This is a genomic window from Pseudoalteromonas sp. NZS100, from assembly GCF_015864815.1.
GTDB classification, from domain to species: domain Bacteria; phylum Pseudomonadota; class Gammaproteobacteria; order Enterobacterales; family Alteromonadaceae; genus Pseudoalteromonas; species Pseudoalteromonas distincta.
Window position 1 is genome coordinate 183897 of sequence record NZ_JADYWM010000001.1, and the last position, 21225, is coordinate 205121.

General features: G+C 41.0%; 23 protein-coding genes, 3 tRNA genes and 1 riboswitch. Of the genes, 6 read left to right on the plus strand and 20 right to left on the minus strand.

Annotation, left to right across the window (positions count from 1 at the left end; all coding sequences use genetic code 11):
* Window positions 1-8: 8 nt before the first annotated feature.
* From I6E69_RS00905 to I6E69_RS00930, 6 genes are all read right to left on the minus strand, one after another.
* Window positions 9-521: a copper chaperone PCu(A)C gene (locus I6E69_RS00905; protein WP_084324646.1), complete on the minus strand. Its 513-nt coding sequence runs from the start codon at window positions 519-521 to the stop codon at window positions 9-11.
* Between the two features lie 76 nt (window positions 522-597).
* Window positions 598-924, minus strand: coding sequence for a hypothetical protein (locus tag I6E69_RS00910; RefSeq protein WP_002957925.1), 327 nt, complete (start codon window positions 922-924; stop codon window positions 598-600).
* A 172-nt stretch (window positions 925-1096) separates the two neighbouring features.
* The gene (locus I6E69_RS00915) at window positions 1097-1303 is read right to left on the minus strand and encodes a PspC domain-containing protein (RefSeq protein WP_149602125.1); all 207 of its coding nucleotides are present in this window, start codon (window positions 1301-1303) and stop codon (window positions 1097-1099) included.
* A 9-nt stretch (window positions 1304-1312) separates the two neighbouring features.
* Window positions 1313-1993 carry a PspA/IM30 family protein gene (locus I6E69_RS00920; RefSeq protein WP_039485436.1) on the minus strand — a complete coding sequence of 227 codons (681 nt, stop codon included), beginning with the start codon at window positions 1991-1993 and terminating at the stop codon, window positions 1313-1315.
* 244 nt (window positions 1994-2237) lie between these two features.
* Window positions 2238-3170, minus strand: coding sequence for a tRNA dihydrouridine(20/20a) synthase DusA (gene dusA / locus I6E69_RS00925; RefSeq protein WP_231619678.1), 933 nt, complete (start codon window positions 3168-3170; stop codon window positions 2238-2240).
* 123 nt (window positions 3171-3293) lie between these two features.
* On the minus strand, window positions 3294-3914 hold the full coding sequence (locus I6E69_RS00930; RefSeq protein ID WP_149602124.1) for a MarC family protein: 621 nt from the start codon (window positions 3912-3914) through the stop codon (window positions 3294-3296).
* Between the two features lie 95 nt (window positions 3915-4009).
* On the opposite strand from I6E69_RS00930, the gene I6E69_RS00935 reads away from it, so the two are divergent.
* The 3 genes from I6E69_RS00935 to I6E69_RS00945 all read left to right on the plus strand — a co-directional run bounded on the left by I6E69_RS00935 (window position 4010) and on the right by I6E69_RS00945 (window position 5415).
* Window positions 4010-4447 (plus strand): transcriptional repressor, encoded by a 438-nt coding sequence (locus I6E69_RS00935; RefSeq protein WP_002957918.1) that lies wholly within the window; start codon window positions 4010-4012, stop codon window positions 4445-4447.
* A gap of 75 nt (window positions 4448-4522) precedes the next feature.
* Window positions 4523-4990, plus strand: coding sequence for a chemotaxis protein CheX (locus I6E69_RS00940; protein WP_024595807.1), 468 nt, complete (start codon window positions 4523-4525; stop codon window positions 4988-4990).
* Entirely contained in the window at window positions 4987-5415 is a 429-nt protein-coding gene (locus I6E69_RS00945; protein WP_138488530.1) for a secondary thiamine-phosphate synthase enzyme YjbQ, read from the plus strand. The genes I6E69_RS00940 and I6E69_RS00945 overlap by 4 nt, the downstream gene beginning before the upstream one ends.
* A 231-nt stretch (window positions 5416-5646) precedes the next feature.
* Here I6E69_RS00945 and I6E69_RS00950 read toward each other — a convergent pair.
* From I6E69_RS00950 to orn, 4 genes are all read right to left on the minus strand, one after another.
* A tRNA-Gly gene (locus tag I6E69_RS00950) sits at window positions 5647-5722 on the minus strand.
* A 39-nt stretch (window positions 5723-5761) separates the two neighbouring features.
* Window positions 5762-5837 (minus strand) — tRNA-Gly (locus I6E69_RS00955).
* Window positions 5838-5880: 43 nt separating this feature from the next.
* A tRNA-Gly gene (locus I6E69_RS00960) sits at window positions 5881-5956 on the minus strand.
* Between the two features lie 258 nt (window positions 5957-6214).
* Window positions 6215-6760, minus strand: coding sequence for an oligoribonuclease (orn, locus tag I6E69_RS00965; protein WP_004336052.1), 546 nt, complete (start codon window positions 6758-6760; stop codon window positions 6215-6217).
* A gap of 121 nt (window positions 6761-6881) precedes the next feature.
* Between orn and rsgA the strand changes: the two genes are divergently transcribed.
* Together rsgA and asd are read left to right on the plus strand one after the other, a co-directional pair.
* Window positions 6882-7940 (plus strand): small ribosomal subunit biogenesis GTPase RsgA, encoded by a 1059-nt coding sequence (gene rsgA / locus I6E69_RS00970; RefSeq protein WP_004336055.1) that lies wholly within the window; start codon window positions 6882-6884, stop codon window positions 7938-7940.
* A gap of 15 nt (window positions 7941-7955) precedes the next feature.
* Window positions 7956-8822 (plus strand): archaetidylserine decarboxylase, encoded by an 867-nt coding sequence (asd, locus tag I6E69_RS00975; RefSeq protein ID WP_197120367.1) that lies wholly within the window; start codon window positions 7956-7958, stop codon window positions 8820-8822.
* Between the two features lie 648 nt (window positions 8823-9470).
* Here asd and I6E69_RS00980 read toward each other — a convergent pair.
* The 8 genes from I6E69_RS00980 to I6E69_RS01015 all read right to left on the minus strand — a co-directional run bounded on the left by I6E69_RS00980 (window position 9471) and on the right by I6E69_RS01015 (window position 17156).
* Complete coding sequence (locus tag I6E69_RS00980) at window positions 9471-10229, minus strand: ThiF family adenylyltransferase (protein ID WP_197120368.1); 759 nt, start codon at window positions 10227-10229, stop codon at window positions 9471-9473.
* A gap of 35 nt (window positions 10230-10264) precedes the next feature.
* A complete protein-coding gene (gene thiE, locus I6E69_RS00985; RefSeq protein ID WP_197120369.1) occupies window positions 10265-11800 on the minus strand; it encodes a thiamine phosphate synthase in 1536 nt (511 codons plus the stop codon).
* Window positions 11801-11810: 10 nt separating this feature from the next.
* On the minus strand, window positions 11811-12602 hold the full coding sequence (locus I6E69_RS00990; RefSeq protein WP_197120370.1) for a thiazole synthase: 792 nt from the start codon (window positions 12600-12602) through the stop codon (window positions 11811-11813).
* Between the two features lie 5 nt (window positions 12603-12607).
* Window positions 12608-12802 carry a sulfur carrier protein ThiS gene (thiS, locus tag I6E69_RS00995; RefSeq protein WP_002960781.1) on the minus strand — a complete coding sequence of 65 codons (195 nt, stop codon included), beginning with the start codon at window positions 12800-12802 and terminating at the stop codon, window positions 12608-12610.
* 7 nt (window positions 12803-12809) lie between these two features.
* Complete coding sequence (locus tag I6E69_RS01000; protein WP_197120371.1) at window positions 12810-13811, minus strand: FAD-dependent oxidoreductase; 1002 nt, start codon at window positions 13809-13811, stop codon at window positions 12810-12812.
* 106 nt (window positions 13812-13917) lie between these two features.
* Entirely contained in the window at window positions 13918-15870 is a 1953-nt protein-coding gene (gene thiC / locus I6E69_RS01005; protein WP_149602117.1) for a phosphomethylpyrimidine synthase ThiC, read from the minus strand.
* Between the two features lie 140 nt (window positions 15871-16010).
* Window positions 16011-16125, minus strand: a riboswitch (TPP riboswitch).
* 107 nt (window positions 16126-16232) lie between these two features.
* Window positions 16233-16631 (minus strand): META domain-containing protein, encoded by a 399-nt coding sequence (locus I6E69_RS01010; RefSeq protein WP_032826923.1) that lies wholly within the window; start codon window positions 16629-16631, stop codon window positions 16233-16235.
* Window positions 16632-16757: 126 nt separating this feature from the next.
* Window positions 16758-17156 (minus strand): thioesterase family protein, encoded by a 399-nt coding sequence (locus I6E69_RS01015; protein WP_197120372.1) that lies wholly within the window; start codon window positions 17154-17156, stop codon window positions 16758-16760.
* Window positions 17157-17240: 84 nt separating this feature from the next.
* Here I6E69_RS01015 and I6E69_RS01020 point away from each other — a divergent pair, with 84 nt between their 5' ends.
* Complete coding sequence (locus I6E69_RS01020; RefSeq protein ID WP_197120373.1) at window positions 17241-19358, plus strand: TonB-dependent receptor; 2118 nt, start codon at window positions 17241-17243, stop codon at window positions 19356-19358.
* Between the two features lie 269 nt (window positions 19359-19627).
* On the opposite strand, the gene epmA is transcribed toward I6E69_RS01020, so the two are convergent.
* Both epmA and efp read right to left on the minus strand, forming a co-directional pair.
* The gene (epmA, locus tag I6E69_RS01025) at window positions 19628-20602 is read right to left on the minus strand and encodes an elongation factor P--(R)-beta-lysine ligase (RefSeq protein ID WP_197120374.1); all 975 of its coding nucleotides are present in this window, start codon (window positions 20600-20602) and stop codon (window positions 19628-19630) included.
* A 56-nt stretch (window positions 20603-20658) separates the two neighbouring features.
* Window positions 20659-21225 (minus strand): elongation factor P, encoded by a 567-nt coding sequence (efp, locus tag I6E69_RS01030; protein ID WP_024596699.1) that lies wholly within the window; start codon window positions 21223-21225, stop codon window positions 20659-20661.

The window sequence follows — 21225 nt, forward strand, 5'->3', positions numbered from 1 at the left end:
GTGTACTCCTAATGATGAGCGTGTTGAGTAGATGGTTTTGACTGCTTAGCTTGCGCTTCAAGCGACACGACTTGAGCATTAGTAAATAAGCGATTACCGTCACTAAAATATAGTGTGAGTTTACGTTCTTGTCCTACTTTTAATGGCTCTTGTGGTTCAAATGCCATTAAATGATAACCGCCAGGCTGAAAGCTGACACTTTCGTGCGCCTTAATTTCAACCGATTCAACTTGTTGCATTTTCATCATGCCGTCTACATGTGAATGCTCGTGTATTTCAACACGCCCTAAGCCATCAATAGTTGCCTTAGTTAAAGTTGCTGCGGCTCCACTGTGATTAATAAGGGTTAAATAACCTACAGTTGAAGTACTGCCAGGTAAAAACTCTCTAACTTGCGCGTTAGTTACTTCGAGCACAGCCACATCAGAACCATGATCGTGCCCTGAGTGCGCCGCCAACGATGACGAAAAAAAACTAAATATTAATGCAGAAGCCATCGAAAAACATAGTTTCGTCATCATTCTTATCCTTATGAAAACTTTAAATTACAGGCTAAATTTAACATAGTTAACCTATAATAGTCAGTCAAATTAAGGATTAAGAGGCTACTTTTTTGTTATCGGCAACAAGCCAACACAACACTGCAACAAATAGTAACGGCCATGCAATCATTATAGATCCGAATAAAAGCGCTAAAACAGTCCCTGCTAATGCCACTACACCCGCACCAACTAATCCCATAGTAATTAAAGCCACTACCGCAACTACAGCAATAATTGCGGCCAAAGCACCTACAAGCTCGAGCCCAGCCCAACTAATGTCAGCAATCCATAACGGCAACTGCCAAGAATCAATCTGCACAAACGTTATTAAATCAGTAAACAGTAATAAATAGATAATTACACATACTGCCAAAGCTTTCATAGTAATTCTCCTTATACCAACTGGCTTATATATGAGGCCTATTTAACGATAAGAAAATTGCGCTATAACTAGGCAAAAATTTTTATACTTAGTTGTTCTAAATAAAAATTTTTAACAGCGTTATAGAGTGATTTAATTCGTTAAATTGTTCAAATATTTATGCCTGTTGGTATTAATACTCTTTATTTTCAAGGCAGCAATGCGCTATAAAATAACCAAGTGCAATTGCAAACGGAAAACTCAAAAATAATAAAATAGTAACTAGGCGGGTTGCCCAAACCGGAAAGTCCAATCTATGGGCTAAACCACTACAAACACCCGATATTTTTTTATTCAGAGTATCTTTATACCAACCTTGTTGACGATTAAAGCTGTTCATAGCAATCTCCTAAGCAGTGTGTTTTAAATTAGTATTTAAGTTCGCCTTTAAGCGAGCCAACTCAGCATCAATTTTTTCATTTTTAACTAACGACTCAATTTGGGCACTGGTAGAGCTTGCTGTATCAGTCAGCTCATAAGCCTCTACTTGAGCTTCAATACCTTCAACACGCTGCTCTATTTGTTCAAAACGAGACAACGCATGAGCTACTTTATCGCTTTGTAGTTGCGTACTGATCCGCCCTCTAGCAATAGCAACATTATGGCGTTGCATTAACTGAGCTTGCTTAGTTTTAGCCATAGCCATTTTTTGCTGCAAGCGCTCACAATCAGACTTAATTTTTGCAATAGACTCTTGCAATGTTTCTAGTTGAGTTTGCTTATTTTCAATGCTTTCGTTAACGCGTTGCTTCTCAAGTAAAGCTGATTTAGCAAGGTCATCACTGCCCTTCTCAACCGCACGTTCTGCTTTCATTTGCCAAGCTGCTAATTCTGTTTTTTTAGTATCAATTTGGCGATTAATTACTTTCTCTTCACACAATAAAGCGGCTGCTGTACTACGACACTCATTCAATGCATCTTGCATCTCGGTAAGCATCAGGTTTAAAAGTTTTTCTGGATCTTCTGCTTTATCAAGCATGGCGACAATGTTTGATTGAATTACATCATTTACGCGGTTAAATATTCCCATGGTATTCTCCTGTTAATTTTTAATTAATTTCAACAAGAAGATTCCAAGAGTTGTGCCAAGTCCATCAAAAAGAAAATAAAGCATTTAAAATCATAATGGTAAGTAACAAACACTCTAAATTTTAGTGACTTTAAGCTGAACAACATAGAGTGGAATTGGCCAATAAATTATGATTTTGACTAATTTTTAGGATCAAAAAAGCCACTCGAAAGTGGCTTAAATTTAGAATTTTTAAAGCTTAGTTTTATTCTGGTACAAAGCTTAATGCTTTATCCATTACCGATAAGTCAGCTTGCTTACCGTGACCACTTTCAGAAAGGTGGCGTCTAAAACCTCGCGCACCAGGCTGCCCCTGAAAAATACCGAGCATGTGACGCGCAATATGCCAAAAATTAGCACCCAAACGCATTTCTTCTTCAATGTAGTCATACATTGAACGCACTACGTCGTGGCGTGATTGCGTGTTTGCAGAATCTCCATAAATTTTCTCATCAACGTCATTGAGCATAAATGGGTTGCTGTAAGCCTCACGCCCAATCATTACGCCATCAATATGTTGCAAATGTTCTAGGCTCTGCTCGATTGTTTTAACACCGCCATTTAGGCTTAAGTCTAGCTGCGGATAATCTTTTTTAAGTTGATAAACACGTGGGTAATCAAGCGGTGGAACTTCACGATTTTCTTTTGGACTTAAACCATTAAGCCATGCTTTACGAGCATGAATAATAAAATCATCACACCCTACTTTATGAGACGCTTCAATAAGCGCACATAAAAACTCATACGAATCTTGCTCATCAATACCAATACGCGTTTTAACGGTAACAGGAATGCTTACTTCGTTTTTCATTGCTGCAACACACTCAGCAACTAATTGAGGTTCAGCCATTAAACATGCGCCAAATCGGCCATTTTGAACTCTGTCTGACGGGCAACCTACATTTAAATTTATTTCGTCATAGCCACGCTCACCTGCGAGCTTTGCACATTGCGCAAGCGCTTTAGGATCAGAGCCACCAAGTTGCAGCGCAACTGGGCCTTCGTGTTTATTAAAATGTAAGTAGTCGCCTCGACCAAATAAAATAGCCCCTGTGGTTATCATTTCAGTATAAAGCACAGTATGTTTAGTCATTTTGCGATGAAAAGTACGACAATGGCGATCAGTCCAATCAAGCATTGGGGCCACAGAAAAGCGTCTATCCAAAGTACATTTATTCAAAGCAAACCTCAGGGTATTAAAGTTATTAAGCACAGCTTAAAAGGCGCTGCATTTTACACAAAAGCCTAGCGAGCATCAATGTTAAGAGAAAACCTGCAAGCCAAAATAATGGGCTATACCATTTAAAATATTGGTAACTGCAACCGAGCTTAAAATAAGCCCCATAATTCTACTTACTATACTTGCACCACTGTCACCAATTAATTTATGTACATGCGTTGCAAGCAGTAACAAAACCAGTACAACAGCCAATACAGCAAGCATCATCGAAGACGTTAGTAACTGCTCAACCCAAGTATATTCTTCATTACGAGTCATTAATACGGCGCCTAACATAGCGCCAGGGCTCGCGATAGAGGGAATCGCAAGCGGAAAAATAGCGGTTTCAGTGCTGTCGCGTACACTTTTAATTTCGGCTTCTGGTTTACTTTCACCAAATATCATTGAGAGCGCAAAAATAAGTAATATGATACCGCCGGCTATTTGAAAAGCCGAAAGCGGAATTTCAATTGCGTTAAGTAATTGCTCACCTGCAAGTACAAAAAATAAGAGCACTAATGCAGATACGCCTACCGCTTTATATATAACTTTACGTTTAAATTTCTCATCATCACCACGTGTGACTGCAATAAATACAGGTACAGTACCAATGGGGTCAATAACCGCAAAAAAGAAAATAAATATAGCTAATAGTTCGTGCATTACTGGGTTTCCTAGGTAAAAAGCGCTTAATAAAAACGCTGCAACTACAACACAGTATGTTAGTATATCACGGTAGCATAAGGATAAGAGTAATGATGAATATAGAATCACTCGTAAGTAAAGCAAAACAAGTTTGTGACAACCGTGGTGCGCGTTTTACGCCTATCCGCGAGAAAGTATTTCGCCTATTAGCCAGCGCACAAGGTGGTGTTGGTGCATACGATTTGCTTGAGCAATTAAAAATAACTGAAACGGGTGCTAAACCTGCAACTATTTATCGTGCATTAGACTTTTTAGCTGAGCTAGGTTTTATTCATAAAATTGAAAGCACAAATGCATTTATGCTGTGTCATCATTTTGATCATATACACCCAGTACAATTGTTAATTTGCGATACCTGTGGTTTTGTCAAAGAATTACACTCGAGTGTAATTTCGCATGAGCTAAATAATTTAGCTGCCGAAGGTGGGTTTGTTGTATCAGGGCAGACAATAGAAGCACATGGTAAATGTGAATCTTGCAGAGCATCATAATCCTTCAAAGTTATCCTTAGTGACTATACTCAAACTATATAGTCATTTCACAGAACAAATTTAAGAGTAGCCACTATGAATGTAGAATTCATCAATCCCTTTTTATCTTCTTTAATTAATGTTTTGAGCACTATGGCTCAAACTCAATTGAAGCCAGGTAAACCTCGCATTAAAACTGATGAGATAGCCTGTGGTGATGTATCAGGTTTGATTGGGATGGTTGGCCCGCAAACGCGAGGATCATTTTCAATTACATTCGACGAAGAATTAGCACTCACCATCATGGAGCGTATGCTTGGCGAACGCCCTGATGCTATAGATGAAGAAGTTACCGATATGGTTGGCGAAATAACCAACATGGTGACCGGTGGTGCTAAAAATTTACTTGGCGAGAAAGGCTTCGACTTTGATATGGCAACGCCTATTGTGGTATCTGGTAAGGGTCATACAATTACTCACAAAAGCCAAGGTAAAAAAATCATCATGCCATTTAGCTGTGATGCTGGTAATGCAAACATTGAAGTTAGTTTCGATAAATTATGAGTTGGCAGCAAAAGCAAATTACATTAAAGCCTCGCCCGCGAGGTTTTCATATAATAGATGACGAAATATTGTCTCAGCTTCCAGAACTGGCGAGTTACAAAATAGGCTTGTTGCACTTATTTATTCAGCATACCTCAGCGAGCCTTACAATAAACGAAAATGCAGACCCCACTGTTCGTATGGACATGGAGAGCCATTTCAATAAATTCGTTCCTGAGCGTCAACCTTATTATCGCCACGATTATGAAGGTGACGACGACATGCCTGCACACATAAAAACCAGCACGTTAGGCTGCGAGTTAAATATTCCTATTTCAAATGGTTATTTAGCGTTAGGTACATGGCAAGGTATTTATTTAGGTGAACATCGCGATTCTGGTGGCTCTAGACGAGTTATAGCAACTATTCAAGGGGAGCTATTTTAATAAAAGCTCTCGGTTTCAAAGTATTGACTCTTTACCTCACTCATACCTCATAACTTCAAAGTACAACACCTTTATTGTACGCGTATAGCTCGCGCGAGAAACCATAGCTTCTAACAACCAAAACTTTAATGCTGAATATTGCACAAAGAATAAAGTAGATAAGAGAGATTTTAAATTATAATTTTATTTATGATTTTTAATACAGAGAATTTTGAAAGGATATAAAAAGATTGGAGCGGTACACGAGGCTCGAACTCGTGACCTCGACCTTGGCAAGGTCGCGCTCTACCAACTGAGCTAGTACCGCATTTTTCATTCAACACTACAATTTCTTTTGGTTAGAAATTGGAGCGGTACACGAGGCTCGAACTCGTGACCTCGACCTTGGCAAGGTCGCGCTCTACCAACTGAGCTAGTACCGCATTTTTTATTTCTTCAACACTACAATTTCTTTTGGTTAGAAATTGGAGCGGTACACGAGGCTCGAACTCGTGACCTCGACCTTGGCAAGGTCGCGCTCTACCAACTGAGCTAGTACCGCATTTTTTATTTCTTCAGTTATTTTACGTTGGTGCGCGACAGGTCGCGTTCAACATTCTAGCAACTGAGCTAGTACCGCATTTTCACTTCTTCAGTTATTTTACGTTGGTGCGACAGGTCGCGTTCAACATTCTAGCAACTGAGCTAGTACCGCATTTATTGATGGTAATTCAATCACTCAAATACACTAACCCCGCGTGGGTTATCGTCTTGAGCGGGGCAGGATTCTACAATAATCCGATGTGTTTGCAAGTGTTTTTTACAAATTAAAGAAATTTTCTCTATAGACTTTTAATTCCATAATCGAATCTTTAATGTCATCCAAAGCAAGGTGCGAACCTTTTTTGTTCACTTTTGCAAGCACTTCAGGTTTCCAACGACGTGCTAATTCTTTAATAGTACTCACGTCAAGATTGCGGTAATGAAAAAAATCTTCAAGTTCACGCATGTATTTATTCATAAAGCGGCGGTCTTGCCCAATTGAATTACCACACATTGGTGATACACCTGCAGGCACCCACTGTTTTAAAAAATCTAACGTTTGTGCCACGGCATACTCTTCATCGAATGTACTTGCTTTACAGCGCGCTGTTAAACCCGACTTACCATGCTGCGTAGTACACCACTCGTCCATACCATTTAGTAATTCATCACTTTGATGAATAGCTATGGTTGGCCCTTCAGCTAATATATTCAGGTCTGCGTCAGTGACAACCGTCGCAATTTCGAGTATTTTATCGGTCTCTGGTTCGAGTCCTGTCATTTCAAGATCGAGCCAAATTAAATTTGATTTATTAATAGTCATAATTACCTAAGCGGTGCTTTCCTTTAGATCCAACGCATTTCGATATATCATATTAGCATCAACCGTCGAGCTAAAGCTTTTTTTAGGAAAAGCGACATTTAACTAAGGTTATAGGCCTCCAGTGGCAAAACAGAAAAAATTAAGTAAAGGCCAATCGCGTCAGATCAAGGCCAACCACCAAAAGCGCATTAATAGCGCAGACTCAAGACCAGCAAAAAAAGGCGCGCAAGAGTGGCAAACCGATAATTTAGGTCAGGTCGAGAGCGCAATTGTGATCAGTCGTTTTGGCCAACACGCCGATGTCGAAACTGAAAATGGCGATGTACTTCGTTGTAATATACGACGTACCGTGTCAAATTTAGTGTGTGGTGATGAGGTATTGTTTCGCCGTGCCAAAGTAAGTGAAGGTGATTTAGCCGGAGTAATTGAAGCCACGCAAGAGCGTCGCTCGCAACTTACCCGCCCTGACTTTTACGACGGCGTAAAAGTTATTGCAGCTAACATTGATCAAATACTCATGGTATCGGCGGTATTACCTGAGTTTACCCCAAGTATTATCGACCGCTATTTAATAGCCTGTGAAGATATGGGTATTGAGCCAATTTTAGTACTCAATAAAATAGATTTAATTGATGACGCAGGTCTTAGCGAAATACAAAAAGTTCTCGATATCTATCGTAAACTTGATTACCAAGTACTCCTTGTTAGTAATATATCGGGTAATGGTATTGATGAATTAAAAGAAGTGCTTGTTGGTAAAAATAACATTTTTGTTGGCCAAAGTGGTGTGGGTAAATCAACCCTCGTTAATACTGTATTACCTAACGCTGAAATATTAACTAAAGAAGTATCTGAAAACAGCGGCTTAGGACAGCACACAACAACTGTTTCACGCCTTCACCATTTACCAAGTGGCGGTAACCTAATCGACTCACCAGGAATTCGTGAGTTTGGTTTATGGCATTTAGATGTTGAGCGTGTAACCTGGTGCTTTAAAGAGTTTAGAGAATTTATAGGCGGATGCCGCTTTAGAGACTGTAAACATTTAAACGATCCGGGCTGTATAGTTAAAGAAGCTGTAGCAGATGGCAAAATTTCTCAATTGCGCTTTGACAGCTACCACCGAATTTTAGAAACAATGGCCGATGGCCGTGCAGGCGCCCGTGCGCCTCGCGTATAATTTAGGATAAATACTGTGAGTTTAGACAAATTTAAAATCGCAATGCAGTACGCAATGCCAAAACATTTTATTTCACGCGTAGTCGGTAAATTAGCCGCAGCTAAAGCAGGCGCTTTAACAACGACTTTAATTAAACTATTTATTAAGCAATATAAAGTAGATATGAGCGAAGCCCAATACCCAGATCCGACTCATTATAAAAGCTTTAATGAATTTTTTACTCGCCCTTTAAAAGACGGCATGCGCCCAATGGTAGAAGATAGCAATATCATCATTCATCCAGTGGATGGCGCAATCAGCCAGCTAGGCGATATTGTTGACGGACAGCTAATACAAGCTAAAGGTCACGATTACAGCTTACAAGCGCTACTAGGCGGCTCACAAGATGATACAACACCATTTTTAGGCGGTAAGTTTGCCACTATTTATTTAGCGCCTAAAGATTACCACCGTATTCATATGCCAATTGATGGCACACTAAGTAAAATGATTTACGTGCCAGGTGATTTATTTTCAGTAAACCCACTTACCGCGCAAAACGTGCCTAACTTGTTTGCGCGTAATGAACGGGTAGTCGCAATTTTTGAAACTGAGATTGGTCCGCTTGCAATGGTACTCGTTGGCGCAACAATTGTAGCCAGCATTGAAACTATTTGGGCAGGCACTGTCACGCCACCAGCTGGTAGCGATGTATTTAGTTGGAAATACCCAACCACTGGCGATAACGCTATCACGCTTAAAAAGGGTGAAGAAATGGGTCGCTTTAAATTAGGCTCTACTGTGGTACTAGCATGGGGTGCTGATAAAGCCGAAATACTGGATGACCAACTACCAGAAGTGGTTACTCGCTTAGGTACTGCGTTTGCAAAAATTAACGATTAAAATCAATCGTTAATTAGAAATCAAAAAACCACGTTATTTAAACGCGGTTTTTTATTTTTGTAGGCGCAAAGCCTACTTACGCGAAAAGCGCAGCTTTTAATATTTATAACTGATACTTTACTTACTTATTGGCTTCTCTAAAGCGAAGCACCCTCTCAACCTCTTTGTGAATAAATCACTTAAGATCTTATTGCACAAAGAGAAGCAAAAGAGGAGTAAATGAGAAAACATAAAACATAGTAATTATTTATTTTTACTTCTCTAAAGCGCAGCGCCCTCTCAACCTCTTTGTGAATAAATCACTTAAGATCTTATTGCACAAAGAGAAGCAAATGAGAAGACACCAAAGCATAGAAATTACGAGCTTCGCCCATCACGCCAGCAAGCTGTGCGTCTACAAGTTTGGTGCAGAAGTTCGATATGTTGTAGACGTAGAGCTTGCTCACGTTAAAAGCGTCAGCTTTTGGTTTATAAGTAATTATAGGCTGTAGCGTTTATATTTTTATGGGCTTCGCCCATCACGCCAGCAAGCTGTGCGTCTACAAGTTTGGTGCAGAAGTTTGATGTATTGTAGGCGTGAAGCTTGCTCACGCGAAAAGCGCAGATTTAAGTTTCTTAAAGCCACATGTAATAACAGGCACAAGCCCCTCAAAAACCTATTTCCCCACACTCTTCACACTCTGAATCTTTAATCACTTTAAAGTGCTGTTGTTTTAAAGTGAGCGCATCAAAGGTTATAAACACACCTCCCTCTGCATGCCCCAGCAATAAGTTAAGCGTAAGTTGCGCCTGCATAGAGCCTATTACACCAAGTAGCGGGCTAATTACTCCTGCGTTACTGCAATTTATAACCGGTGTAGCTTCGCTTTGTGGAAAAACACAGCCATAACATGGGCTATCACTTTGCCTAAAATCAAAGCCCATTAACTGCCCTTTAGTTGCGAGTGCAGCACCAGAAATTAACGGTGTTTTATTAGCAATACAATAACGATTAACACTATAGCGAGTACTAAAGTTATCAGAGCAATCAAGTACTATGTCAGCCCCTTTTAACATGTTAGTTGCGTTACTCTCATCTAACTTTTGACAATGCGTTACTATGTTTATTTGATTATTAAGGCTCGCTAATACTTTACCCGCTGCAGCGACCTTGCTTTGTCCTAAGTGATTTATTTTATAAAGCACTTGGCGCTGTAAGTTTGAAAGCTCAACCTCGTCATCGTCAATTAAAATAAGCGTTCCAACACCCGCAGCGGCCAAATATAAAAGCGCGGGGCTACCTAAACCACCAGCCCCCACTACTGCAACCGTTGAGGATTTAAGTGCTAATTGCCCTTCAAGCCCAACTTCTTTAAGCAACAAATGGCGGCTGTAACGCAGGGTTTCTTTATCGCTTAGCTCACTCACGTTTATCAGCCTTGTTAGTATTACCCTTGTTAGTTTTAATTGGCACTGCTTATGGCCACTTGCAGAGCGCTTATAGCCTCTACGTAATTATCAGCCTCGGTAATCGCACGTACTACGGCAACACTGTCTACGCCAGTTTTCGCTACCTGCTCAGCACGGCTTAAATCAATACCGCCTATTGCTACTGTTGGGTAACTTTGCATAAGTGGTACAAACTTAATCAGTTTTTCAAGGCCTTGTATTTGCCCTGTCATATCTTTTGTTGTGGTTGGGTAAATAGCGCCAAATGCCATATAACTAGGGCGATAATTATGCGCACGTAGCATTTCATAAAAACCATGAGTAGAAAGCCCAAGCCTTAATCCAGCGTCTTTAATCGCCGCTAAATTAGCAATGTCTAAATCCTCTTGCCCTAAATGCACACCATACGCACCATGTTTAATAGCTAACTGCCAGTAGTCGTTTATAAATACCTGTGCGTTGTATTTCTTGCCCAGCTCAACAGCTTGCTTAATGAGCTCATCCAGCTCGTCTTGCGTTTTATTTTTAACGCGTAACTGCGCTGTTTTAATGCCTTGTTGTAAGCACTTTTCTAGCCAATCTGTGCTATCTACAACTGCATATAAGCCAAGCGACTTACTTTCACAAGGTGCAAAATCAGCAGCCATATTAAAATCAAGCGGCACATCAAAATCAAGCTCATCACCCAGCCAGCTACCGGGCTCAATTACTTGTGGGTAGTCAGCTAAATTAGTGGGGAACGATGTATGAGCAACCGGTCCAATCCCTTCGCCGTAGCGTACCGACTGTTTTAGCCCTTGGTTTATATACGCTTTAGCTAAAATAAAGGCATCTTTTAATGGGTAGTCTTTAGCTAAACACGCAGCAATTACTGAAGCCATGCTACACCCGGTGCCGTGGTTATGCGGTGTTTGTATTTTTTGATTACCTAACCAATATTCTTCGCCATTTTGTGTATTACTATCAATACAATAATCAATGCAGTAGCCACTTGGGTAATCCCAATGTCCGCCTTTAATAACAACGGCTTTTGCGCCCCAGCTTAATAGCTTATTAGCCGCTTCTTTTATTGCAGCCGGGCCAATTAAATACACACCGGTTAATAACTGTGTTTCATGGGTGTTTGGGGTTATTACATCCACCAGCGGCAGTAAACATTCTTTTATTGCACTTACCGTGTCCTCTTCTGTTAGTAAGTCACCGCTTGAAGCAATCGCAACAGGGTCATATACAATAACGGGAGGCACAGTCCACTTAGCTTTATAATGACTTATATGTTCGCTGATCAACTGAATTTGCTGCACATTGGCTAACATGCCAATTTTTATTACTTTGGCTTTCATGTCTTTTTCAAGCGCTAGTAACTGCGATTCAATAATATCGGTAGACACCGCATTAATAGCTTCTACGCCTAAACTATTTTGTGCAGTAAGCGCCGTAATTGCCGTGCAGCCATGTACACCAAAACTTTGCATTGCTTTTATATCAGCTTGAATACCGGCACCGCCGCCCGAATCAGAACCGGCAATTGTCCACACTACGTTATTCATATTCTTTCCTTCACTGCTGATGCCAAAATGGCATACCCATTGTAGGGGTTGATGGGGCTGCAACGTCTTTTTCAGGCATTGCTTTTGCTTGATATGCAAAGCGCCCTGCTTCAACTGCGGCTTTAAATGCGCGGCTCATAGTAATTGGGCAGCCCGCCCCTGCAATGGCTGAATTTAATAATACCGCATCATACCCCATTTCGAGTGCTTGGCAGGCATGCGATGGCAAACCTAAACCTGCATCTACTATTAATGTGGTATCGGGTAAACGCTCTCGGATAGTTTTTAAATTATAGCTATTTAACAAGCCTTTACCTGTGCCTATTGGCGCCCCCCACGGCATAAGCACCTCACACCCTAGCTCATTTAAGCGCTGGCAAAGTACTAAGTCGTCGGTGCAATAAGGCAATACTTTAAAGCCATCATCAATTAATATTTTTGTAGCTTCAAGTAACGCAAAAGGGTCTGGTTGTAAATTGTAATCATCGCCAATCAGCTCCAGCTTAATCCAGTCGGTGGCAAATACCTCTCGGCACATTTTTGCAAGTGTAATCGCCTCTTTTACACTGTGGCACCCTGCAGTATTAGGTAGTATTTTTAAGCCTGTATTTTTTATTAACTGCCAAAAGTCATCACCTGCTGTTGCACTTTGCTGGCGCCTAAGCGACACGGTAACAATTTCAGCCCCAGAGGCGACTATCGATTGGGTCATAACATCAGGCGACGGATAAAGCGCAGAGCCTATTAATAAACGGCTATTAACTTGCTCACCATAAATAGTTAAACAGTCTTTAGTTTGCATGAGCTTTATCCGCCTTGAATGGGTGACAGCAACTCAACACTGTCGCCCTCATTAAGTACATAGTTACTGTGCCGACTTTGTGGAATAAATTCGCCATTAACAGCCACAGCAAAAGGTGCAACTGCACCAAAACTTTGAAGTACCTCAACGAGCGCTTTGCTATTAACATTAAGTAGCTCGCCATTAATTGTAATGTTCATTTTATTCTCACTCTATTCGTGAAACTGCTTGCGCCACTAATGCCGGTGCAAGCATATAACCATGACGATATAAGCCGTTAATGCTAATTACATTACCAACTTGTGATACTTCTGGACGGTTATCGCTAAATGCAGGGCGTAATCCGGTTTGAATATTAAGTAGCCGTGCTTCGGCAAATCCGCTGTGTACGGTATAAGCCGCTGAAAGTAACTCAAGAGTTGATCGTACGGTTGCGGCGCCATTGTCTTGCGATTCTATTTCGGTCGCACCAATTACATATTCATGATTAGGTTTAGGCGCTATATAAATTGGATAACGCGGATGCATTAAACGCACAGGTCGCGTTAAATTTACTTCAGGTGCATATAGCCTTGCGACTTCACCGCGCACACCTCTAAGCGGTTTATCGCTTTTAGCACCAAGCCCACGACAATCTATAATGTAGTCAAATGGTCGATTGTTTATTTTGTTGTCGCTAATGGTTACGCGCTGATTAAATACAAACTTTACTTTGCGTTTATTGAGCTGTGCAAAGCTGGCTTTATAAAATGCTTGGTTATCTATTTGCCCCTCGCAGGGTAAAAACAAGCCTTGATTAAAGCGCCCTGCAAGTTCAGGTTCAAGCATTGTAATTTGTTGAGCATTTATATGCTCGGCAGTGTGATCAGCTAGCGGTTTTATACGCTGTGCAAAGCTTTGTAGATCGCCTTTGTCCTGCTGGTGCGCAATGACCAAAGTGCCTTGCTGCTGAAAAAAAACCTCACTTTCAAGCTCAGCAATAATGCCGGGCCAGCGCTTCATTGAATCAAGACCCATTAAAGCTAAATCAGCCTCGCATAACACCGACTCAGCAAGCGGGGCAAGCATTGCTGCTGCCACTTTACCCGCACTATTTTGTGTATGCTCATCGTCTGCTTCAAACACCGTTACATGATGTAACTTACTTAGCTCAAGGGCAGCTAAGCGCCCTGCTAAACCAAAACCCACCACAGCAATGTTATAAAACATAAAACCTCCAAAAGCAGTTATTAGTAGGTGCGAATTCACTTGCACTTCTTCAATATTTAAAGAAGCGAGGTATAAAACCTCACCTACATCTGTATCTAACTTCTTGCTATACCGCTTTGTGGTAAATTTCTGAGCCTGTTTGCTTAAACTGGGCAGATTTAGCTTTCATTTCGGCTTCTACATCAATCATTTTTATTTCAATAGCGTCGCCAGCGTCATTTGGATCAATACCGCGTGTTTCTAAATCTTTAGCGTAATCGCGTACTTCTTGGCTAATTTTCATAGAGCAAAATTTAGGGCCACACATAGAACAAAAGTGAGCCACTTTGCCTGACTCTTGCGGCAGGGTTTCGTCGTGATACTCACGAGCACGCTCTGGATCTAAACCAATATTAAATTGATCATGCCATCTAAACTCAAAACGTGCTTTTGATAGCGCATTATCGCGCTCTTGCGCGCCTGGGTGGCCTTTTGCTAAATCGGCGGCATGTGCAGCTATTTTGTAGGTAATTAAGCCTTCTTTAACATCTTCTTTATTTGGCAGACCTAAATGCTCTTTAGGTGTTACATAACAAAGCATTGCACAGCCGTACCAGGCTATTTGGGCCGCCCCAATACCTGAGGTGATATGATCGTACCCTGGTGCAATATCAGTCGTTAACGGGCCTAAAGTGTAAAATGGCGCTTCGTCGCAATGCTTTAATTGCTCGTCCATATTGGCTTTAATCATATGCATTGGCACATGTCCTGGACCTTCAATAAATACCTGCACGTCGTGCTTCCACGCAATTTTAGTCAGTTCACCTAATGTGCGCAGCTCACTAAACTGCGCTTCATCGTTGGCATCAGCAATCGAACCAGGTCGAAGTCCATCACCGAGTGAAAAACACACATCGTATTGTTTTAAAATTTCGCAAATGTCTTCAAAGTGCGTGTATAAAAAGTTTTCTTTGTGATGCGCTAAGCACCACTTAGCCATAATTGAGCCACCGCGCGACACAATACCGGTTACACGTTTAGCCGTCATTGGTACGTAGCGAAGCAGTACACCGGCATGAATAGTAAAGTAATCAACACCCTGCTCGGCTTGCTCTATAAGCGTATCGCGGAAAATCTCCCACGTTAAATCCTCAGCCACACCGTTTACTTTTTCAAGCGCTTGATAAATCGGTACTGTGCCAATAGGTACAGGCGAGTTACGTACAACCCATTCACGCGTTTCGTGAATGTAACGTCCCGTTGATAAGTCCATCACGGTGTCTGCGCCCCAGCGGGTAGACCACACCATTTTTTCTACTTCTTCTTCAATAGATGAGCTTACTGATGAGTTACCAATGTTGGCGTTAACTTTTACTAAAAAGTTACGGCCTACAATCATAGGTTCTGTTTCTGGATGGTTTATATTATTTGGTAAAATAGCGCGACCACGGGCTATTTCATCGCGTACAAATTCTGGGGTAATAAATTCAGGAATACTCGCGCCAAACGACTCGCCTTTATGCTGCGCTGCTAATAATTCTTTACGAATTTCTGCACGTCCCATATTTTCGCGAACGGCTACGTATTCCATTTCAGGAGTAATAATCCCTTGGCGTGCGTAGTGCATTTGCGTTACGTTTTTACCAGCGACACCACGGCGAATTTTTGGAAGGTGATCAAAGCGAATATGATCCAGCCCTTCATCTGCCATGCGCTGCTGCGAAAACTGCGACGTCACTGATTCTAAAATTTCAGTGTCACCACGGCTTTCAATCCATTGTTCACGAAATTTTGGTAAGCCTTTGCGTACGTCTAGTTCAAAATTAGGATCGGTATACGGGCCCGACGTATCGTAAACACGTAGCGGATCGTTTGACTCATAAACAGGGTTTTCATCTGTGCCACCAATAAACGTATCACTTAACGTGATTTCACGCATACCAACGCGCACGCCTGGTTGAGTACCTTCAACGTATACTTTATGAGAATTTGGGAACGGTTGACCCGTTAAGTTATAAATATATTCAGACGCGGCAGCACGAGTTTCTCGGCGTGACGCTTTATTTGTAGTATTTGACATGACTTGCCTCATTGCTTAAGGGTTGTCTTGTCAGATATTCCGAGGAATAGAGAAAGATCGTAAAGTAGCGTACATGCTACTTTGCAGCCTAAAAAATAAATCACTTTATTGTGCGCATAAAAAAAGACGCACAAGCGTCCCATTTTAGGCAGCTTGTTCCCTACGCAGGTATTAACCTGATCAGGTTCACGGATCCCGCTTTCGCGATCTCAGCCAAAAACTAATTCCTTAGCTTTGGCACTCCGACAAGTATTGATATATAAATTTTGTTCGTCGATTCGAAGATATTATTCAACAAATCTGCGCTGAGTGTACGTCAGTTAAAAACTGCCCGCAAGGGGCTGTTTTTCAAAAACTTAAAATTATTTAGGGATAAACACAAATGTTTGCTCGCCTTGCATGACTAATTGCTGGTCTTGCATTTTAAGCTCGGCACCTTGCTTTAAGGCTTGTAATAACTGCTGCTCAAACTCATCAAGCTCTTCGCCGCACGACTTGCGCGTCATTCCTAATTTACTTACGGTAAGGTTACTTTCTTCAAGCGAGCCTTCACCAAAAAATTTGTTACAGCCAGCAAAACCGTTTACTTGCAGTGCTTCAATAAAGCTCATTGATGCATTAAACGAAGGTGGAATTGCTAAACCATCAACACGTGATAATTGCCATTGGGTGTATTTAAGCTGCTCACTGGTAACCGTCCCTGTTGATGCGCAACCAACACATAAACCGACTATAAGCATCGGTATTGCTGCTAATTTCATGCTACTACTAACTAATTGTCTAATTAATGTAATAGTAACAATATTTATGCCCTTTATCCGTTAAAAATGCATGTTTTAAATGTAAATTTTTGTTCTATGATAGTTCAAAAGTTATGCGATTAAGTACTAAGTTGTAGTTTTGAATAGGTTATCTATTTGCTCTGGTAAAAACGGTCTACCTTTTTCATTAACAGACGTTCCTATAACCAGTGCATTGAGCATTACTTTTTCATCGCTTTTACGTATAACCGTTTGCTTAAACGCAAATTTTAAACGACTAATACGCTGCGGCTCCACAGCCACATAAAATTCATCACCTGGTAATAGTGAATGTTTATAGTCCATTTCGCTGCGCATCACGACTAGGTTAATTTTATCTTTCGCTAATTGAGCAAAATCAATACCGTGTGCGTACAAGAATTCATGGCGAGCATGCTCTAAATAATTAAAATAAACACTGTTGTTTACAATACCTTGTAAGTCACATTCGTAATCACGTACTTTGAAGTCAACTTTAAAGGTCATATTAGTAATCCTGATTATTTAACGTATAATTGCCGCGTTTATAGCACATGTGTTTAAATAATTGCTACCATACGAGTCCCTAAAATGGAGTTAAGTAACCCAATGAACTTACGTTTGTCTTTAATTACTGCCGCACTTTTACCGCTGCTTGGTGCACCAATTGCAGCTAACGCTGATGATAGCGACCTAGAAAGAATTGTTGTAACTGGCGATTTTCAGCGCGAAAGCATTCAAACTTTAAGCGCGAGTGCGAGCTTATTCAGCGAAGATGAAATTAATCAACGTGGTGCAAGTTACTTAGACGAAATGTTAGGCAGTACCGCCAATGTAAATTTTGCATCTGGTGCATCACGTGGTCGTTATATTCAAATTCGTGGCGTGGGACTTCGTTCACAATTTGTAGACCCTATTAATCCATCTGTAGGCTTAGTTATTGATGGTATTAACTATTCTGGCCTTGGTGGCAGTTCATTATTATTTGATATAGACCAAGTAGAAATTTATCGTGGCCCACAAGGTACACGCTTTGGCGCAGACGGTATGGCCGGTATGATCCAAATGGGTTCAGCTAAAGCCACAAGCGATCCAAGCTTAAAATTACAAGTAGGTGCTGGCACATACAACACCCGCGAAGCAGGCATTGCAGCAAGCACTGGCTTAACAGATGACACTAGCGCACGCGTTAGCTACTTTCGCAGAAAGTCAGACGGTTACGTAGATAACTTGTACTTAAATGACGAAACACAAAATCAAGACGAACAAGTAGCCCGCTTTAAATTAAACAGCCAGCTTACAAAGCATTTAAATACTGAGTTAAACCTTCACTATATTGATATAAACAACGGCTATGATGCGTTTACGCTTGATAACAGCCGCAATAGTGTTGCCGATGAACCAGGACAAGATAATCAACAAAGCTACGCAATAGGCGTTAATAATACTTACACGGGTTTTGACGCTTTTGATGTAAATTTAAACCTGTCGGCTATTGATACCGAATTACTTTACAGCTTTGACGAAGACTGGGTATGTAACGATACAAGTGAGCCAAAGTTATGTGCTGCAGGTTTACATCCTGATGGATACAGCTCAACCGATCTTTACAGCCGCGATCGCGACGATCAGTCTGTAGATTTACAATTTAACTCTAAAACAGGTAACTGGGTTGCGGGTATTTATTACCAAAACCGTGACGTTGATTTAGAGCGCCAATACACATGGTTAGCAAGCCCATTTTCTTCAACTTACGAAACGAGTAATGTTGCAGTATATGGTCAAGTAGCGACACCAATTGGTCCTAAAACAACATTAATTACAGGTTTACGTGTAGAGCAATACCAAGGCGACTACACCGATAGCAATGGCTTTATACAAGATACTGACGATGTAATGGTTGGCGGTAAAATAGCGCTTGAATATCAAGTAATTGATCGCACTATGATCTACACCAGCATAACCCGTGGCTACAAAGCCGGCGGTATTAATTCAGAAGCCCTCGCTAAAGCAAAAGATGAAGGCTTAAACCTAAGCGCTGATTTTTTCCAACAGCACACCAGTTTTGACCCTGAATATTTATGGAGCGGCGAATTTGGTGTTAAAGGTTCATCACTTGATGACAAATTTACACTTCGCTTAGCTGCATTTTACATGCACCGCGACGATATTCAGTTAAAAGCATGGCAAGTAGAAGGTCAGCAGTTTACCGGTTATGTTGATAACGCAAGTTCTGGTAGCAACTACGGACTTGAAGTTGAAGGTAGTTACCAACTAACTGATAATCTATTTTTAACAGGTAGTGCTGGTTACTTAAACACTGAAATAGACGACTTTGTAACGCAGTCTGGCTTAAACCAAGACGGTCGTGAGCAAGCACAGTCACCTAAATACCAGTATGCGTTTACTGCTCGTTATAACTTTACAAGTGAGCTTTACGGTATGATTGGTGTTGAAGGTAAGGACGATTACTACTTCTCAGATAGTCATAACTCACAGGCACCAAGCAGCAACTTAGTTAACTTAAGCTTTGGCTACGAAGCTGACATGTGGGCAGTTCGCGCATGGGCTCGTAACGTGTTTGACGAAACAGTCCCTACACGTGGTTTTGAATTTGGTAACGATCCACAAGATGGTTACGCAACGCATACCTATACACAATTAGGTGAGCCTCGCGTGGCAGGTGTTACGTTTACACTTAATCTGTAAAGCATAGCCGTTGGCTTTCAAATGAAAGCTACAGCAAGCAATAAAAAAACACCGCGTTTAATTTAAACACGGTGTTTTTATTTGTAAGTGAGGTTTTATACCTCGCTTTTTATAAAGTTAAATTACACGAGCGCGAAATAAATTCGCACCTACAAGTTTGCCGTAGGTTGTTGGGTTTGATGTTTATTGTAGGTGAGGTTTTATACCTCGCTTTTTTATAAAGTTAAATTACATGAGCGCGAAATAAATTCGCACCTACAGGCTAAGCATCACGCTCTTTGCACATCAAACGCTATTACGTCTTTAATTTTATCTTTATTTGTTGCGAGCATTACAAGCCTATCTATACCCAAAGCAACCCCTGCGCATTGTGGTAATCCATGTTCTAGCGCTTTAATTAAACGTGTATCCATTGGTACTTGCTTTAAACCGTTGTTAGCGCGGTATGTGTTATCTTCATTAAAACGTTTAGCTTGCTCACTAGCATTTGTGAGTTCGTTAAAGCCGTTAGCCAATTCCATATTTTTGTAATAAAGCTCAAAGCGCCCTGCTACGCGTGCATCATGTTCACAAATTTGTGCAAGTGCTGCTTGAGAAGCTGGAAAATGATACACAAAGCATGGCTTATCTTGTCCTATCGTTGGCTCTACTTTCATACAAAATAATAATTGCAGTAAGGTATCTTTATGCGTTTCATTTTTGGCTATATCAGCAAATCCTTGCTCACACGCTAGTTGCTTTAATTGCTCTATGCTTGCTGTTAACGGATCGAGGCCGAGTGCTTTTTCAAACGCTTGCTGATAGGTAAGTCTAGTTGCAGGCGCGACACCTAAAACAAGCTGCATTAGCTCATCCATTTCATCCATAAGTGCAAATTCATCAAAGCCTGGGCGATACCATTCCAGCATTGTAAATTCAGGATTATGATGGCTACCCGCTTCTTCATTTCTAAATGCTTTACAAAGCTGAAAAATAGCGCCTGAGCCTGCTGCTAACAAGCGTTTCATAGCAAACTCTGGAGATGTTTGTAAAAAAAGAGGGAGCCCACCTGCGTGCCCTGGACCTACAAATGTGGTGTTAAAACTGGCCAAATGCACATCGGTTACACTGGCACTGCTTAAGCTCGGCGTTTCTACTTCCATTACATCACGCGTATAAAAAAACTCACGAATGCTACGTAATATCGCTGCACGTTGTTTTAGTGTTTCAATGCTTGCGCTTGGGGCCCAAAGATCTGCTGACATATTTTCTCCAAAAAAAATCCCAGCTTAAGCTGGGATTTTATAAACAATGTTAAAGCTTACTTAACACGGCTTACGTATTCACCGTTACGAGTGTCTACTTTAATTACTTCGCCAATTTGTACGAATAATGGAACTCGTACCACAGCGCCTGTGCTAAGCGTTGCTGGTTTACCACCAGTACCCGCTGTATCACCCTTAAGGCCAGGATCTGTTTCTGTGATCTCAAGCTCAACAAAGTTAGGTGGTGTAACAGCAATAGGGCTGCCGTTCCATAATGTGATTGTACATAAATCATTTTCAACTAACCATTTAACTGCATCGCCTAGTGCTTTTTCGTCAGCAGCAATTTGCTCAAATGTTTCGTTGTTCATGAAATGCCAAAATTCGCCGTCTGTGTATAGATACGCTAAATCTGTATCCATTACATCAGCACCTTCAACTGATTCACCCGATTTAAAGGTTTTTTCAAGCACCTTACCAGAGATAAGTTTACGGATACGAACACGGTTGAACGCCTGGCCTTTACCAGGTTTTACCATTTCATTTTCTAAGATACTGCAAGGCTCGCCGTCCATCATAATTTTTAGGCCGCCCTTGAACTCGTTGGTGCTATAATTCGCCAT